The following is a 15,990-nucleotide window of genomic DNA, read 5'->3' as shown; positions in this document are numbered from 1 at the left end:
ATATAAACAAGTTATAGCCAATGCTAAAAAAGACATCCATACAATACTTACTCGGACTTGGACTGGCACTTTTGACAATACCAATTGTCGAAGGGACGCTTACTGTGCTTCCTGACATTGGTTGGCATTTTATAACAGTTATCTACGTGACAATATTCGTTTTGCAAATCACTTTTTACTACCTGACAACAAACTACAAGTTTGGCTGGACAGCTTTAAGTTTTATTGTGAATTTCATTCTGTGGACATTTGAGCAAGTAGTTATTGAAAAGACTTTTTACGACTCCATTATCTATCCAGGTGAAAACTGGAAAATTGGCGCTTACGTTCTTGGCGGACTGCTTTGGGTGACAAATAAAATTCTTATCGACCAACTCTTAAACCTTAATAAATCTATCAATAGACAGACCAGCAAAATACATGTATAACGTATTTCTCATATTGCTTTTAGCCTCTCCATTGCTACTACTTGCGACATATTATTCACACATTGGTACTAATTGCATACATGACATTTGTGGTTAACTATTCCACGATGAATCAAGCTATTGACAGGACACGATGAATATGGACTTGGGCAACTTGGACTTGGAATTCTATTTATGATAGGACAAGTAATAATTGGCTTTGCTCACGGACTTTTTGTAACACTTAAAAGACGACAAACACAATGACGATTGAAAGAAGCACTGGCTATAACAGGCGTTTGGCTCAATGGCGGGTGACGTGGTTAATTGAACATTTTACCTCGCATCAACTTTTGTGGTGTATTGACAGTTTTGTGCTCCGAAATCCGCCACTGCGCCAAGCGCCAAACCGTTATCTGCAATTCCCCGCTGCGCAAAGTCTCCGACTTTGAGCCATAATACTCTCACTCATCATAATTATTATACTTCCAAAATTCACTTGTTTTCGTAGTATCTATAACCGGATGATCTGCCAATTCTATTTCCAGTAATCCTTTTCCAGTAACGTAATTGCTTGCCCCTCGCTGCGCAAAGTCTCCGACTTTGAGCCACCACAATCTCACCCCTCATCATTATTATATTTCTAAAACTCACTTGTTTCAGTGGTCTCTATAATCGGACAATCTGCCAATTCTATTTCCAGTAATCCTCCCGCTGCGCAAAGCCTCCGACTTTGAGCCACAATACTCTCACTCCTCATAATTATTATACTTCCAAAATTCATTTGTTTTCGTAGTATCTATAACCGGATGATCCGGTCTTGCGCCCCAATAATTCTGCAAATCACACATGCTTTGCCGTACTATAAATGTACCTCACTACTTTTTCAGTTTCATTAAATTCATTATTATCAGCGTTTTTTTTCTGCAGTAAGGTATTTAGCCTCGTGCGCTGATCAAATTTATTTTTTGAAATTTCCCGTTGCAATGTCCCTTAAAATCAGTAATTTGCATCTACCTATTTTCTAAATATAGTTCTCCGCATGTCTAAAGAAATACAACAGTGGTTCACCCAGTCTGTCCCGGAAACTTTAAATAAACTTTCCCTGGATTCAGACAATGGCCTGTCGGAAGCGGAAGCTCTGAAAAGGAAAGAACTTTTCGGGCCAAATGCATTAAAAGCGAAGACGAAAAAACCAGTCTATAAAGTTTTCCTTTCGCAATTAAAAGACTGGCTTATCTATATTCTTTTTGCGGCGGTAATCATCACTGTTTTCATGGGGGAATATATTGATTCCGGCATTATCATGTTGGTTATTCTCCTCAATGCCGCCATTGGAACTTATCAGGAAGTTAAGGCAGGCAAAGCCATTGAGGCGCTTTTGAAAATGTCATCTCCCAAAGCTTTAGTAAAGAGAAATGGACAAACGAAAGAAATCGACAGTGCAGAACTTGTTCCCGGTGATCTTATTATTTTAGATGCCGGTCGGATTATCCCGGCAGATTTGCGTTTGCTGGAAACGGTGAATTTACAGATTGAAGAATCGTCACTCACCGGTGAAGCGGTTCCTGTACTTAAAAATGCGGCCGCCACTTTTACAGATCCCAATTTACCAATCGCTGACCGGGAGAATATGGCTTTTATGTCAACGGTGGTTACGGCAGGTCGTGGCAGTGGAATCGTAGTAGAGACAGGAATGAATACCGAAGTCGGGAAAATTGCTGATCTTCTTGATAACGATTTTCAGATGAAGACTCCGTTGGAAAAAAAATTAAGCGATCTAGGGAAAACTCTGGGGAAAATTGCGGTAGGAATCTGTATCGTCATCTTTGGGATTTCCTGGTTTCAGGGACGGGATCCGGCCGAAATGTTCCTGATATCCGTTTCGCTGGCGGTTGCTTCTATTCCCGAAGGTTTGGCCGCAATTGTAGCGGTGGTACTTTCCATTGGTGTTACCGCCATGTCTAAAAAAAATGCGATTATCCGTAAACTGCCGGCGGTGGAAACTTTAGGTTCCGTGAATATCATCTGCTCGGATAAAACAGGAACATTTACGCTTAATAAAATGACCGTAACCGAACTCTATACCGCAGACGGTTTAGTCCTGTTGGATTTACTTAAAAAAAATACTGTTTCTGATTCCCACCGAAAATTATCTGAAGGGATGATTCTATGTTCAGATGCAACCTTGGAAAATGATGAGGCCACTGGTGACCCGACAGAAATTGCGCTGCTCATTCTGGGCGATCAGATCGGTCTTGACAGAACAGGATTAATAAAAAAAAATGAACGGATTGCTGAGAACCCTTTTGAAAGCAGCCGAAAAATGATGTCGGTTTTGATCAAATCAGGAAATGAGGTTACGGTTTATACGAAAGGTGCCTTAGACAATTTATTAAAACGGGTAACGAAGGTGTATGATAAAGATGAAATAAGAAACATCACCCCGGAGGATATTAAAAACTTTCGGCATGCGGCCAGAAAAATGTCGGACAATGCGTTACGAACACTCGCTCTCGCCTATAAATCTGCTGAAGTGAGCACTCCACGTGATCAAATGGAAAAAGATTTGGTTTTAATCGGTTTGGTGGGAATGATCGATCCGGCGCGTGAAGAAGTAAAACCGGCGGTTAAATTGGCAAAACAGGCGGGTATAAAAACCGTTATGATTACAGGAGATCACAAAAATACGGCTTTAGCCATCGCGAAAAATCTTGAAGTTGCCGATAATATGGATCAGGTGTTGACAGGTCCCGAACTGGATGAATTAAGTGATGAGGAACTACAGCAGAAAGTTGGAAACTACCGGGTATTTGCAAGGGTTTCACCACAGCATAAAGTAAAAATCGTTCAGGCGTTTCAGGCCAACGGAAATGTCGTTTCCATGACGGGTGACGGTGTTAATGACGGTCCGTCGCTTCAGATTGCAGACATCGGCGTCGCTATGGGTATTACGGGAACCGATGTAGCAAAAAACGCGGCAGACATGATTCTCACCGACGATAATTTTACTACCATCGTGGTTGCCATTGAACAGGGAAGAAACATTTTTAATAACATTAAAAAATCGGTCCTGTTTCTGTTGACCTGTAACCTGGGTGAAGTCCTCGCCATGTTTATCCCGCTTTCTTTAGGATGGCCTGCCCCCTTAATGGCTACACAGCTTTTATGGATTAATTTATTAACGGATTCGCTTCCTGCAATTGCTCTTGGAATGGATGCGGGTGATTCTGACGTAATGAACGATAAACCCAGAAAATTCAATGATAATTTCTTTTCTAATGGTGCCGGAATTCAGGTATTTTTAGGTGGACTTTTGATTGGGGCGATAACCATTTTCGCGTTCTGGTATGGATTTTATGAAATGGGATACTCCCCTTTTGATAAAAACATTCCGGAAGAGGTACTTAAAAATTCACGAACTTTAACATTCCTGGTTTTGGTATTTGCCCAACTCTTCTATTCGTTCGGTTTGCGAAACAGTAAAAAACCTTTTTATCAATTTAATATTCTTGGCAACAAATTTTTAAACAGTACACTTCTTTTAGGAATATTCCTGCAGCTGATATTGTTATTTATTCCTGTTTTACGTACTGCGTTCAAGCTCCACATCCCAGACGCAAAAGGTTGGATAGTCGCTTTATCACTCGGTATAATACCATTTATTGTCTTAGAAATTTCTAAAATATTTACACTGAAAAAAAACTAAGTCCATCATTTCATCTCAGATCCCAACAGGTAAGATTTGCAACTTCATTTATGTATATTTGATTAATAAATAAAAAGTGGTGAAAAATGTCTTTCAAAAAACAACAATTCAGCAAACACTTATCGTGCTGGCGCTTGTAATATTAGCGGTTGATGTTTTTGTTTTGCAATATTTTGTGTCGGGTCTTTTTGCCGCTATTACCTTTTATTTTCTAACACGTAAATTATACCGTAAACTGGTCGATCAGAAAAAGTGGAACAGCAATCTAGCGGTTACTTTTATTTTCACCCTGCTCATCATCAGCTTTGGCATTCCCCTCTGGATCTTAATTGATATTTTGGTGCCCCAAATAAATGAGCTGATAAATGATCGGAATACCATTATAGAAAAATTTCAGTCGATACAGGTCTTTCTTGAAAATAATGAATTTCTGCAGCGCTTTGATTTTAAAGTTACACATGAGCAGATCGTACAGCTCATTAATAAAGCGATCTCTGTCATTCCTTCCACCCTCAATGCAGTGGGTCAAATTTTCGCTAATATTTTCGTAGCTCTTTTCATACTGTACTATATGCTGTTGAACACCAGAAGCATGGAAGCTGATTTTAGGGAAATGCTGCCCTTATCGGAGCGGAGTAAAAATTATTTTATAAAAGAAAATGCAGGACTCATCACATCCAATGCGTATGGTATTCCTATCATCGCTTTTGCGCAGGCAGTGGTTGCGATTATTGGTTATTTTATTTTTGATGTAAACAACGCTATTTTTTGGGGGTTACTTACCGGAGCGGCCTCTATATTACCGGTAATCGGCACCATGTTTATCTGGATTCCCATCTGTATATATCAGTTGGCAACCGGCGATATTCACAACGGATTGTTTCTGGGACTGTACTGTCTGATATTTGTGGGTTCTATTGATAATATTTTAAGGTTTACCGTACTTAAAAAAATGGCAGATATCCATCCTCTGATTACCGTCTTCGGGGTTTTGTTAGGTCTTAAACTTTTTGGAATGATGGGTCTGGTTTTTGGACCGGTGCTACTTTCCTTACCGGGTATTCTCTATAAAATTTTTAAAATGGAAACAGGCCAAAGCGAAAATATTAAGCTCACACCCAAAACGGATATTTTGCAAGAAGCATCAACAGATGAAGACCCTACTGCCCTTTAAATGGCAGTCTATTGCCATTATCATCTTCATCCCGCTGACAAAGTCTCTTGCATTAAGCCCCAATAATCTCGCTCATCACCTGCGGACAAAATCTGCGGATACCGAAAAGATTCATAGAAAATTTTTCCTATTTTAGCGAAGCAGTAATCGATCATTATTATCATACAATACGCCCAAATGGGTGGCTTTATATGACTTGACCCCATACCTATAAATAAAGTTTTAATTTTATAAAAGCATTCGCCCAATGAAAAACATTATCCCTTTTCTGCTTTTATTCTCTGTGAACTTTCTGTTTTCGCAAACAACCAGAGTTTATTATCAGTTTACGTATAAACCAAATAAAACTGATACTTTAAAACAAACTGAATTGCAAGTTCTTCTTTTTAATAATGAAAGATCATCATTTCAGTCCTATAAGCAACTCCAGCGGGATTCATTAATTTCTGTTTCTTTAGAATATAAAAACAAAAGTGGAGAATTTTCACACAACGATCAAAATTTTACCAAATCCATTATCAACCAATACATCATTGAAACCAACATAAAGGAAAAATCCTTACAATTCACAGATATTTTAGGAAATCAAATTTCTGCAAGTTATCAGGAAAACCTAAATCTGAAATGGAATCTTGAAAACGATAAAATGGATATTCTAAATATTCCGTGTCAAAAAGCATATACAAATTTTGGCGGAAGAAAATGGACAGCATGGTTTGCATCAGATTATCATTCCAGTTTTGGACCTTACAAATTTTTTGGGTTACCCGGGTTAATTTTGAAACTTTACGATTCGGAAAAAAACTTCGACTGGGAAGTTTACGGAATAAAAAATTACCATGATTCTCAATTGTATGAAAAAAATTATTTTGAACTGCAAGCCTTTCCCACAACTAAAATAGAAAAGAATAAATTTCTAAAAATGGAGCAACAGTTTAAAGAACATCCGATGGGAAATGTAAAAGAATCATTTCCAGATCTTTCAGGGGAAATGTTAAAAGATATTTTAGAACGTGAAAAGAAGGAAATTGAAAAAAACAATTATTACAACAATCCAATCGAAATATAAAAATTACAGCTAATCGACTTTGAGTCATAAATATTTCACTCCTTTTGATTTTTACATTTTCAAAAGTCACTTGTTTTCGAAGTATCTTAATCGGATAATCAGCAAATTGTATTTCCGATCATCCTTTTTCACGTAATGATCTGAACCTGCTGTTAAATAAGTCAGGATAGTCACGGCAATACGGCTGCAAATACATGTTGGTAAAGCAATTTAACCATATCTTTGATTCAGCGACAGCATTGATGCTTAAATATAAAATTTTAATTAAAAATCTATTATAAAATGTATAAACTGTTCTATACCGCTGCTTTTCTCATCTCCTTTCCTACTTTATTTCTAGCCCAGATGGACACCTTATATGTGTATGGTCCGGGCGGTCCTTTTGCTCCCATCAATGAATCTGCCCAGATTTTCGGTAAGAAACATCAACTTTCTGTAAAGGTAGTTGCCGGTCCGGAAGACCATTGGATCGCGCAGGCAAAACAAAATGCAGACCTCATCTACGGCGGCGCCGAATATATGCTGACTTCTTTTGCCATGAAACATCCTGATCTTGTCGATCCTACAACCAGACAGGAACTGTACAAAAGAGGCGCAGCTATCCTTGTAAAACCGGGAAACCCTAAAAATATAAGATCACTGAAAGATCTTACCAAAAACGGTATTGCGGTTTTGGATGTAAATGGTGCCGGACAATTGGGATTGTGGGAAGATCTTGCGGGAAAGCAAAACGCGATTGAAGGAATACAAAAAAACATCAAAAATTCTTTTGCCAATACGGCACTCGGAATTGCAGCCTGGAAAGCGGACCCGACCTATGACGCCTGGATCAATTATGAATCGTGGCATTATCTGTTACAAGACTTTACGCAGGTAGTGAAAATTCCAAAATTTAAAAATGTCTATCGCGGAACGCCCATTGCGCTCACAACCATTTCCAGACAAAGAACAATGGCGGTGCAGTTCATCGATTTTATGCGTTCCACAGAAGGTCACAGCATTTTTAAAAAATGGGGATGGGAATAAGTTCCTATTGGGTTTTCCCTAAAGTTTAACCGCCACAACGGACGCTCCCAAATTTCATCCTCTGGCAAAGCCTTTGAGCTACTATACCTCAATTATCATCATTACCACGAAGCCCCTCATTTATCTATAAACCCACACTCCCCTTTTGTTCGGTCTTTGCTCCACAATCCTTCCTCCTTCGTTCCATATAACGTCCTTTTTTCCGAAGGTCATACGAAGAAGGCAGGACAATGGCAGGACAGACCCAGAAGAGTCTATGCCGAAAGTACGGAACAACTACGGGTTAACCTCAGAAGATTACCATCGATAAAGGGATTAGAAAGAATTAACGGATGAAATAAGGACCTTTCAAATTAAAAACAGTAAAGTTAAGACACTGCTTATCAGTAGATTGTAAAGATAATAAAAATATTTCAATGAAATAAACTGACAGGATTAAACTCATTAAAATAAATACTTTGTCCAATCTCAAAGGGATACCGTCATTATAAAAAAAAGGATTTTTCCCACGGTATAAAGTCCAGAAAGTGGATAGCGGTAACCCCAAAATAATATGCTTTACTGAAGGTCATTGAGAAGAATGTACAGAAATTCTGCACTCCCGGCATTCCTGTGGGTTTTCAACATTTTAAGGAGCAACCTCTTCAATCTTCTTATTTTTTTATAAATTTGAAATGATTCTTAGTAAAAACACGATCATGGGAAAAGTACATTCTTTATTTGAGATCAGTGGAAAAGTAGGTGATTATGTATTTTATGAGCTTAACGGGCAGCAGGTGATACGCAAAGCTCCTTCGAAAAAGAAAGGCCCTAAAACAGAGGCGCAAAAAAGCGTTGCACTGCAAAATACCGAATTCGGAAAGGCCTCTTCTGCGGGAAAAATGCTGCGTGTCGCTTTAGCTGAAGAATGCAGCCAATTACACGACAGATACCTTTATCAGCGGGTTTCGAAACTCATGTTGCGCCTGAAATCCTGCGACGGTGCTCCTATTGGATCGCGTACCGTGCAGGGCGGGCTCACAACGGCAGAGGGTCAAGCTGCGCTGGCAAATTTCCACTTCCAGAAGGTGCAGAAGAATTTTCCCCAACTACTGAATGCGGTTTACAGACAAGGGAATCTTTGTCTCTCTCTTTTCTTTGCTAAGGACGCCGATTTTGCAATCACAGAACTTCAGATCAATTTTGAGACACGAAAGTTCCGGCGCTATAAGCATGGTTTACCCGAAGTTGAAAAGGGTACTCCGTTCAGTCTTAAAAAAGGGTTTCGCCACAAAAAGGGATTTACGGATTTGCTTATGATCTCGGGAGCAGGTTTTTTGCAGGGAGTGGTGGTTACGGCAGACCGTAATAAATAGGAACGCCAGCGGATTGCCAGTCTTTGGTATCGGGCCACACCGGTCTAAGCACGGATTTGATTAGAAATCCCCGCCAACAGATTCGTTATCGTATGATTATTAAAAACAGGAAAGTAGCTTAATCAGCCTTTTCTATAAAAGTAATAGATAAGCGATCCCAAAAACGGCATGAAAAGGCAAACAGCAATCCACAGTAATTTTGCCGACTTCGAATAAGAAGGGTTTTTCAGAATTGCTATAATGCTGATGATAAAAACTACAAGAAACAGAATCAGAAACAGGGAATAATAGACTTGAGTGCTCATGGTGAATTTTTGTCTTCTCCTTTTTTGTTAAAAAACAGAAGGATTGAGAAGCTCTTTTTTAAATCCAACTATTTTAAGATCTTTTTCTCACTTTTTTAATTTTTTCTTATTATTAATACTCAAAATTAAAGCTTTTTTGGTAATATTTATGATATCTGCTGAAGAATTTAATATTTAATCCGGTGCGTAAAGTTCGTCGGCTTTGCCCGTGCAAAAATTCAATCCATTATAAAAGTTTGCAGTGCGTCAATTATAAAAATCTGGATTACTGCAAATTGGAGGCATTTTTGCATTCAGAAAAAGGTATATTAATCAACTAAAACATCACATCATGTGGAAAGAAACCGATGGAAAACTGCAGCAGACTTTTAAGTTTAAAGATTTTTCCGAAGCATTTGCTTTTATGACCAGAGTGGCCTTGGCTGCAGAGAGTATGCAGCATCATCCCGACTGGTCCAACGAATACAATAAAGTAAACATCAGTTTATGCACGCACGACGCAGGAGATATTATTACCGAAAAAGACCACAAACTGGCCAAAGCGATTGACAAGATAATGGCGTAAATTTCTGGTATCTTCTATTTGCAATGAGAATTATTATTGCCTTTAGATTGAATAATGGTAATTTTCCACAGTATAATTTTTGTGGATTCAGGTGAATATTGTTTTAAAGAAAATGATTACTTTTAATAAAATTTAAATCGATGCAGCAAAATATATTTAGTATATTGGGTATTCTGATTTCATTCTTCTCCTATGCACAGAAAATGCCCTATAAAACCATACCCAATCAAAAGGCAGACTCTTTAAATATTTTGAAATTTAAAAACAATTCTACATCCGATAGCCTGTCTTTTCTTTCAAAAAATAAGCGGTCACTTCCCGTTATCAAAATGCCTAATGCAAAACCTAAAGACAGCTCAACCTATTCGGCACTAAAAGGAAAAGCAAGAAATGATCAACCTTACAAAATTTTAAATGCGGTTTCAGAAAATGAAAAAGCAGTTAAAAAGTAAATTTTTATTCCTCTTTGCCCTGATTAATCAATTTCTTTGCTTGCCCAGCAGTCTGTAAATTATCACCACCTAAACATTCGGAAATTACAATAAAATAGGTTTCGCTTCAACTTTCAACAATTTCTAGGTTTTGCTTCCGGTCTAAAACCACCTCTCTTTTTCTAAAAAAAGGAAATTTATTACCTGTTTTGATATTCTAAGGTTCCCTCTAAATCTGCCTATCCCGCACACTTTATTTTCTTTTATCTTTGAAAATCAACAATTTACAATTTCGCCCTTTTTATATTTTCACTATTACCAATTAAATATTTTTTCAAAATTAACTTGGTTTACTATGCGAAACATTGTAACTTCGTATAAGTTTTCTTGAAAAAATAATCCAAGTTTAAAATAATAAGAAATTATTTTTAAATGTAACCTGAAGGATCATTTGAATTTAATATCGAATCATATATTAACTTAAATCATGAAAAAATGAAAACTCTAAAAAGCCTGGCTTTGTCCGGAACAATGCTTTTGTCTGTATTGTTATTTTCCACTCATGTTTCTGCACAGGAACAGAAAACACCGCAGCTTACCGACCCCGAAATTGCCTCTGTAGCGGTAACGGCAAATCAAATTGACGTAGATTATGCTACGATAGCACTGAAAAAGTCTCATAATAAAGACATTACAAACTTTGCTGCTACGATGAAAAGAGACCATAATGCTGTGATTAAAATGGCTGTAGATCTTGTGACGAAATTAAAAGTGACTCCCAAAACGAATGCCGTCACAAAATCTTTATTAGAAACGGCAGCGAAAGAAAAAGCAATCTTAAATGCAAAAAATGGGAGAGCTTTTGATAAAGCATATGTAGACAACGAGGTTTCCTATCATGAATCCACTATCAAAGCAGTAGAAACCATCCTGATACCCCAGTCTAAAAACGCAGAACTAAAAGCTTTGCTTGAAAAAGCAGTGCCTATTTTTAAAACGCACCTTGAGCATGCAAAAATGATTCAGAAAAAATTCAAATAAATGAAAAATGATTTCGAAAAAGAATATTTTCAGAACAGGATCTTCTTTCGTTGCAATCGTTTGTTTACTAAATATAATCAGTTGCAACCCGGGATCCAAAGATACGATACCTGCGGTAAATGATAATTCCATGAGTACCGAAAAAAGCGGAAGCCCAACGTCAGCACCGGCTCCCAAAATGGATTCTGCCGCAGCGAATATGAACACGAATACAGCAGACAGCAATCCTGCATCTGCTCATGTGGTGACCATAGAAAACATGAAATTTAATCCGGCAACGATAACCGTTAAAAAAGGAGATCAGGTAACATTCACCAACAAAGATGTCGTGGCCCACAATGCCACAGAAATACATAACGCATGGGCTTCTCCGATGTTACAGACCGGCCAGTCCTGGACGTTCACTCCCGAAAAGACTTCAGATTATTACTGCACCGTACATCTGGTGATGAAGGGTAAAATTATTGTAAAGTAAGAACCTTTTTACAGGTATTGCAAAAACCGAAGATTAGCTTAAAATCAATAAAAAAATCTCAACATTCAAGGACTTTTCATAATTTCTGGAATCTTTAAAAATACCCATATCAGATTTTATAACAAAAACCAATTTTAATGAAATTGGTTTTTGATTTTTATTGAAGACGAATAGTGATATTGATGCACGAACTAAAAAAAGGTGGTAAGATATTTATTTTCCTTTTAAGAAAGGTCTGGAAGAAAATCGGCTTCAATTCCAAAAACACGTTGAAAGAAAATTAACAATCCTGTTCATATCCTGTCTCATGGAAAAAGCCAGCAGATATTTCAGCTGAAAAAGAATGGGTTCAAAACCATTGGCCAGTTTCAGGAATTCACGCTCCGGAATAATGCCGTAACATTTTTCCTGATGCATAATATTTAGCGCGCGGTCTCCCAACGAAATAGTGATACTTCCTATTTTTTTATAAAAAGTATGCTCGCTGATCTTCACAAAACCATCTTCTAACATTTCAGAAGTCAGTTTATTAAAGAGTTTTTGGCCTTCAGGAGATAAATTCATGATGAGATTTTGAACACTGTAAAATTAGCAAAAACGAAATTAATTAAAACGAAAAATGCATGTCCGTTTTTAAACATCATTAATATTTTTAATTTCGTTGCGATCGAGACAAAGATTACATTTACAAACAAGCTGTTTTCTCCCTTTTTTAGGCGCAAACAGAATATTCAACAACTCCTTAAAAAAAATAAGAACACGTTGGTGAAGTCGTCAAACTTAACAAAAGTACAGAAAAAAAATATTTGTATTGTGGCTACACCTTAAACGAAATTATCATTAAAATTAAATGCTCATTATCCCTGAAATAAAAATCTGGAATTCAAAAATCATCTCTTTCAATTTTAACTAAATTTTAAGGTAAAAAAAAGAGATGAATTTCAATACTTATTTATCTTTGATTATAATTTACAAGAAGATGGCGGAGAAATCAAGACAGGTATTTCAAACCAACAGCGGCAAACGGTACAAAGCTACCCAATGGACTTTACGCATCTTGCTGACTGTTCTTTTATTCATTACTGTGGTTGTAATGATCGCTGTATTAAGGGGAAAAAATCCATCGATGCCGCAACTGAATTCCGTCGGAAAACTGTTTGAATCCAAGATCAATCCTGACAATAAATTTACTTTAGCGACGCCTCTGAACAAAAAATTTAAAGGTTTTAAAGATTTCCTGCAGAAAAAAATTATGGATGAAAAAACAGCAGCCCGAACAATCAATACCAAATTGATCCGGGCGGCATTTTACGTTCCATGGTCGCCTACTTCTCTCTCGGATCTGCGGGCCAATGGAAGCAGACTGAACACCATCTATCCAGAATGGTTTTTCATCAATCCCAAAACATTTCAGTTGGATTCCCGCATCGACAAAGAGGCGCTTTCTGTAATGAAACATTATGGATTAAGCATTCAGCCGATCCTCAACAATTTTATTTCTGTACCCGGGAAACAGGGGAATTTTAGTGGAGAACTGCTGCATACTGTACTGCACGACCAAAGAATCCAAAACCAACTGATTGCCCAAATTATAGCCACTTTGAAAGCCAATCAACTTCATGGCATCAACATCGATTTCGAGGAACTGAAAGAAAATTCTGATGAGCATCTTAACGCTTTCATGAAAAATCTGTATACCCAGTTCAAAAAAAACGGTCTCATCGTCTCCATCGATATTATGCCGGATAATAACGACTATAGCAGTAAATATTTAAAGGATTATACCGATTATTTTATCGTGATGGCGTACGATCAGTTCAATGACAACTCGCAGGCAGGTCCCATCAGCGACCAGAAATGGATTGAAAAACAAATCGACCAGATTGCAAAGGATGTTCCTTCAGAAAAATTGATTCTTGGTCTGGGGGCTTACGGACGACAGTGGATTACCGATGAAAACGGAACCCGGACAGAAGACATTACTTATGGACAGGCGATTGACCGGGCAAAAATTTCCAGATCCGCTATTGCTTTTGATAACAATTCCTACAACCTTCATTATGCTTATAATTTCTCCGGAAGCAGCGATGAACCTGCCTCTAAAAACAGTGTCTGGTTTACCGATGCAGCGACCACTTTTAACATCCTTAGATTTTCTGATGACTCCCGGAATGCGGGAACAGCAATATGGAGATTAGGCAGTGAAGATCCCAGAATATGGTCTTTTTACCCGAGGGATTTAAGTTCTGAAAGTTTGCAAAAAAATCCTTTTAATTATTCTGTCTTAGAACTAATTCCGCCAAATTTCAATTCAAAACCCACCTCCATCGGCAGTGGCGAAATCATCAATATCCTGTTTTCTCCGCAACAGGGCCGTACAAAAATAGACATCGATAAAAATGAAAACCTGATTGCCGAAGAGCAATATTCCCAGCTTCCTTCCGGGTTTTTATATGAGAAATTCGCAGAGGACAGCACTAAAATCGGCCCGGGTCATAAAATTATTTTAACATTCGATGATGGTCCCAGTGCAGAATTCACCCCTAAAATACTGGATATTCTGGAGCGGGAGAAAGTCCCGGCTACCTTTTTTTTGATTGGAGAAAATGCTGAGGCCAATATTCCTCTGGTTCAAAGAATCAAGCACAACGGTTTTGAAATAGGAAACCACACTTTCACTCACGGAAATCTTGCCAAAATGTCTCCCCAAAGAGCGGCACTGGAACTGAAAACTACCCGGGCGCTCATCGAATGCATTACCGGAAAATCTACGGTTTTATTTCGGGCACCTTATAATGCCGATTCCGAACCACAGACGTATGAAGAACTGGAACCTTTGGCCCAAAGTAAAAAAGACAATTATATCGCCATCGGAGAAAGTATAGATCCCAATGACTGGGATCCTAAGATGAATGCCGATTCTATTGTGAACAGAACCATCCGTTTTGCTAATCTAAATAATGCAAGTATTATTCTGCTGCACGACGCTGGCGGCGATACCCGACAGCCCACCGTAGATGCGCTCCCAAGAATTATTAAATATTTCAAAAGCAAAGGATGTAAATTTACTACCGTTGCAGATTTGATGAATGTGCCCGAATCCGAATTGATGCCGCCCATAAAAAGAAGCTGGAAAAATGACCTCAATTTCTTTTTTGCCTCAGCAAGTTACTGGATCGGTCAGATGATTTACGCCCTGTTTTTAATCGGCATTATTCTATCGATTTCAAGAATGATTTTAATGGCAATTTTAGCTTATCTCCAAACTAAAAAAGAGAAAAAACTATTATCGGAATTCACGGGAATGCCAGATTATCCAAAAGCCAGCATCATCGTACCGGCCTATAATGAAGAGGTAAATGCTATACGAACTGTAGAATCATTACTCAACCAGGATTATCCCAATATCAATATTGTTTTTGTAGATGATGGCAGCAAAGATCAAACTTTTGAAAATGTAGTAAAGGCTTTCGAAGGAAATCCAAAGGTAAAAGTTTTTACCAAACCCAACGGAGGAAAAGCCTCTGCATTAAATTTTGGAATAGCAGAAACCGATGCCGAATTCGTAGTGTGTATCGATGCCGATACTCAGTTGAAAACCGATGCCGTTTCTCAACTGATGATGACTTTTTATCTGGAAGGAAAACCTCTCGAAGTCGGTGCAGTGGCCGGAAATGTAAAGGTGGGAAATGAAATTAATATGATTACCAAATGGCAAAGTATTGAGTATATCACTTCTCAGAATTTTGACCGCCGTGCATTTTCATTATTAAATTGTATTACCGTAGTTCCCGGAGCACTGGGCGGATTCCGCAGAAAAGCAGTCCTGGAAGCCGGCGGATTTACCACCGATACTTTAGCTGAAGATTGCGACTTAACCATGCGGTTGCACAAGTTGGGCTATCTCGTTGAAAACTGCAACAATGCCATTTCCTATACCGAAGCGCCTGAAACCATGAGTCAGTTTCTGAAACAGCGTTTCCGGTGGAGTTTTGGGATTCTGCAGAGTTTCTGGAAACACCGCGATGCTATTTTCAGAAAACAGTATAAAAACTTTGGAAAGGTGGCTTTGCCCAACATATTACTGTATCAGCTTTTATTGCCATTTCTGGCTCCGTTGGCAGATTTGCTGTTGGTAGTAAGTTTAATATTATCGGGATTTGGATTGATCGTTGCAGATCCTACCCATATTATTCTGTACTACATTATCTTCTCTCTGGTAGATATCGTAGGAGCAGCTCTGGCTTTTGCTTTCGAAAAGGAAAAATTCAGCAAACTGATCTGGATGATTCCCCAACGGTTGGTTTACCGCCAATTGATGTATTACATCCTGTTCAAATCCGTTAGAAAAGCAGTGAAGGGAGAAATTCAAAACTGGGGTGTTTTGAAAAGAACCGGGAATGTAAAAACAGCGTAACATATTGATTATAAAT

The 15,990-nt window shown here is 38.1% G+C and carries 14 protein-coding genes; 11 read left to right on the top strand and 3 right to left on the bottom strand.

Annotated features, from left to right (window positions below; genetic code table 11):
- Positions 1-20 precede the first annotated feature (20 nt).
- Positions 21-428, top strand: a complete 408-nt coding sequence (locus QF004_RS00490) for a hypothetical protein (RefSeq protein WP_307421786.1) — start codon at positions 21-23, stop codon at positions 426-428.
- 315 nt (positions 429-743) lie between these two features.
- Here the strand turns inward: QF004_RS00490 and QF004_RS00485 are convergent, their stop codons facing one another.
- Positions 744-875: a hypothetical protein gene (locus QF004_RS00485; protein ID WP_307421785.1), complete on the bottom strand. Its 132-nt coding sequence runs from the start codon at positions 873-875 to the stop codon at positions 744-746.
- 574 nt (positions 876-1,449) lie between these two features.
- Between QF004_RS00485 and QF004_RS00480 the strand changes: the two genes are divergently transcribed.
- The 5 genes from QF004_RS00480 to QF004_RS00460 all read left to right on the top strand — a co-directional run bounded on the left by QF004_RS00480 (position 1,450) and on the right by QF004_RS00460 (position 8,740).
- Complete coding sequence (locus QF004_RS00480) at positions 1,450-4,116, top strand: cation-translocating P-type ATPase (RefSeq protein WP_307421784.1); 2,667 nt, start codon at positions 1,450-1,452, stop codon at positions 4,114-4,116.
- Positions 4,117-4,195: 79 nt separating this feature from the next.
- On the top strand, positions 4,196-5,290 hold the full coding sequence (locus QF004_RS00475; protein WP_307421782.1) for an AI-2E family transporter: 1,095 nt from the start codon (positions 4,196-4,198) through the stop codon (positions 5,288-5,290).
- A gap of 247 nt (positions 5,291-5,537) precedes the next feature.
- The gene (locus tag QF004_RS00470; protein WP_307421780.1) at positions 5,538-6,359 is read left to right on the top strand and encodes a GLPGLI family protein; all 822 of its coding nucleotides are present in this window, start codon (positions 5,538-5,540) and stop codon (positions 6,357-6,359) included.
- A 282-nt stretch (positions 6,360-6,641) separates the two neighbouring features.
- On the top strand, positions 6,642-7,385 hold the full coding sequence (locus QF004_RS00465; protein ID WP_307421778.1) for a substrate-binding domain-containing protein: 744 nt from the start codon (positions 6,642-6,644) through the stop codon (positions 7,383-7,385).
- Between the two features lie 698 nt (positions 7,386-8,083).
- The gene (locus QF004_RS00460; protein ID WP_307421776.1) at positions 8,084-8,740 is read left to right on the top strand and encodes a hypothetical protein; all 657 of its coding nucleotides are present in this window, start codon (positions 8,084-8,086) and stop codon (positions 8,738-8,740) included.
- Between the two features lie 122 nt (positions 8,741-8,862).
- Here QF004_RS00460 and QF004_RS13950 read toward each other — a convergent pair whose 3' ends face one another.
- The gene (locus QF004_RS13950) at positions 8,863-9,045 is read right to left on the bottom strand and encodes a PLDc N-terminal domain-containing protein (protein ID WP_133440388.1); all 183 of its coding nucleotides are present in this window, start codon (positions 9,043-9,045) and stop codon (positions 8,863-8,865) included.
- A 268-nt stretch (positions 9,046-9,313) separates the two neighbouring features.
- Here QF004_RS13950 and QF004_RS00455 point away from each other — a divergent pair, with 268 nt between their 5' ends.
- The 4 genes from QF004_RS00455 (at position 9,314) to QF004_RS00440 (ending at position 11,557) form a co-directional block, all read left to right on the top strand.
- A complete protein-coding gene (locus tag QF004_RS00455) occupies positions 9,314-9,610 on the top strand; it encodes a 4a-hydroxytetrahydrobiopterin dehydratase (protein ID WP_307422164.1) in 297 nt (98 codons plus the stop codon).
- A gap of 140 nt (positions 9,611-9,750) precedes the next feature.
- Entirely contained in the window at positions 9,751-10,062 is a 312-nt protein-coding gene (locus QF004_RS00450; protein ID WP_307421775.1) for a hypothetical protein, read from the top strand.
- Positions 10,063-10,536: 474 nt separating this feature from the next.
- Entirely contained in the window at positions 10,537-11,082 is a 546-nt protein-coding gene (locus QF004_RS00445; protein ID WP_307421773.1) for a DUF4142 domain-containing protein, read from the top strand.
- Between the two features lie 7 nt (positions 11,083-11,089).
- Entirely contained in the window at positions 11,090-11,557 is a 468-nt protein-coding gene (locus tag QF004_RS00440) for a cupredoxin family copper-binding protein (RefSeq protein ID WP_307421770.1), read from the top strand.
- Between the two features lie 252 nt (positions 11,558-11,809).
- On the opposite strand, the gene QF004_RS00435 is transcribed toward QF004_RS00440, so the two are convergent.
- Complete coding sequence (locus tag QF004_RS00435; protein WP_133440383.1) at positions 11,810-12,121, bottom strand: hypothetical protein; 312 nt, start codon at positions 12,119-12,121, stop codon at positions 11,810-11,812.
- 370 nt (positions 12,122-12,491) lie between these two features.
- Between QF004_RS00435 and QF004_RS00430 the strand changes: the two genes are divergently transcribed.
- Positions 12,492-15,974 (top strand): polysaccharide deacetylase family protein, encoded by a 3,483-nt coding sequence (locus tag QF004_RS00430; RefSeq protein ID WP_307421767.1) that lies wholly within the window; start codon positions 12,492-12,494, stop codon positions 15,972-15,974.
- The last annotated feature ends 16 nt before the right edge of the window (positions 15,975-15,990 follow it).

It is taken from the genome of Chryseobacterium sp. MDT2-18 (assembly GCF_030815285.1).
GTDB classification, from domain to species: Bacteria; Bacteroidota; Bacteroidia; order Flavobacteriales; family Weeksellaceae; genus Kaistella; species Kaistella salivictor.
This window is presented reverse-complemented; position numbering and strand designations above follow the sequence as displayed.

Bases quoted from the DNA above. Each gene is read 5' to 3' on its own strand.
- QF004_RS00470 (WP_307421780.1), top strand. From the start codon at position 5,538: ATGAAAAACATTATCCCTTTTCTGCTTTTATTCTCTGTGAACTTTCTG.
- QF004_RS13950 (WP_133440388.1), bottom strand. From the start codon at position 9,045: ATGAGCACTCAAGTCTATTATTCCCTGTTTCTGATTCTGTTTCTTGTA.
- QF004_RS00460 (WP_307421776.1), top strand. From the start codon at position 8,084: ATGGGAAAAGTACATTCTTTATTTGAGATCAGTGGAAAAGTAGGTGAT.
- QF004_RS00440 (WP_307421770.1), top strand. From the start codon at position 11,090: ATGATTTCGAAAAAGAATATTTTCAGAACAGGATCTTCTTTCGTTGCA.
- QF004_RS00430 (WP_307421767.1), top strand. From the start codon at position 12,492: ATGAATTTCAATACTTATTTATCTTTGATTATAATTTACAAGAAGATG.
- QF004_RS00435 (WP_133440383.1), bottom strand. From the start codon at position 12,121: ATGAATTTATCTCCTGAAGGCCAAAAACTCTTTAATAAACTGACTTCT.
- QF004_RS00480 (WP_307421784.1), top strand. From the start codon at position 1,450: ATGTCTAAAGAAATACAACAGTGGTTCACCCAGTCTGTCCCGGAAACT.
- QF004_RS00465 (WP_307421778.1), top strand. From the start codon at position 6,642: ATGTATAAACTGTTCTATACCGCTGCTTTTCTCATCTCCTTTCCTACT.
- QF004_RS00445 (WP_307421773.1), top strand. From the start codon at position 10,537: ATGAAAACTCTAAAAAGCCTGGCTTTGTCCGGAACAATGCTTTTGTCT.
- QF004_RS00490 (WP_307421786.1), top strand. From the start codon at position 21: ATGCTAAAAAAGACATCCATACAATACTTACTCGGACTTGGACTGGCA.
- QF004_RS00450 (WP_307421775.1), top strand. From the start codon at position 9,751: ATGCAGCAAAATATATTTAGTATATTGGGTATTCTGATTTCATTCTTC.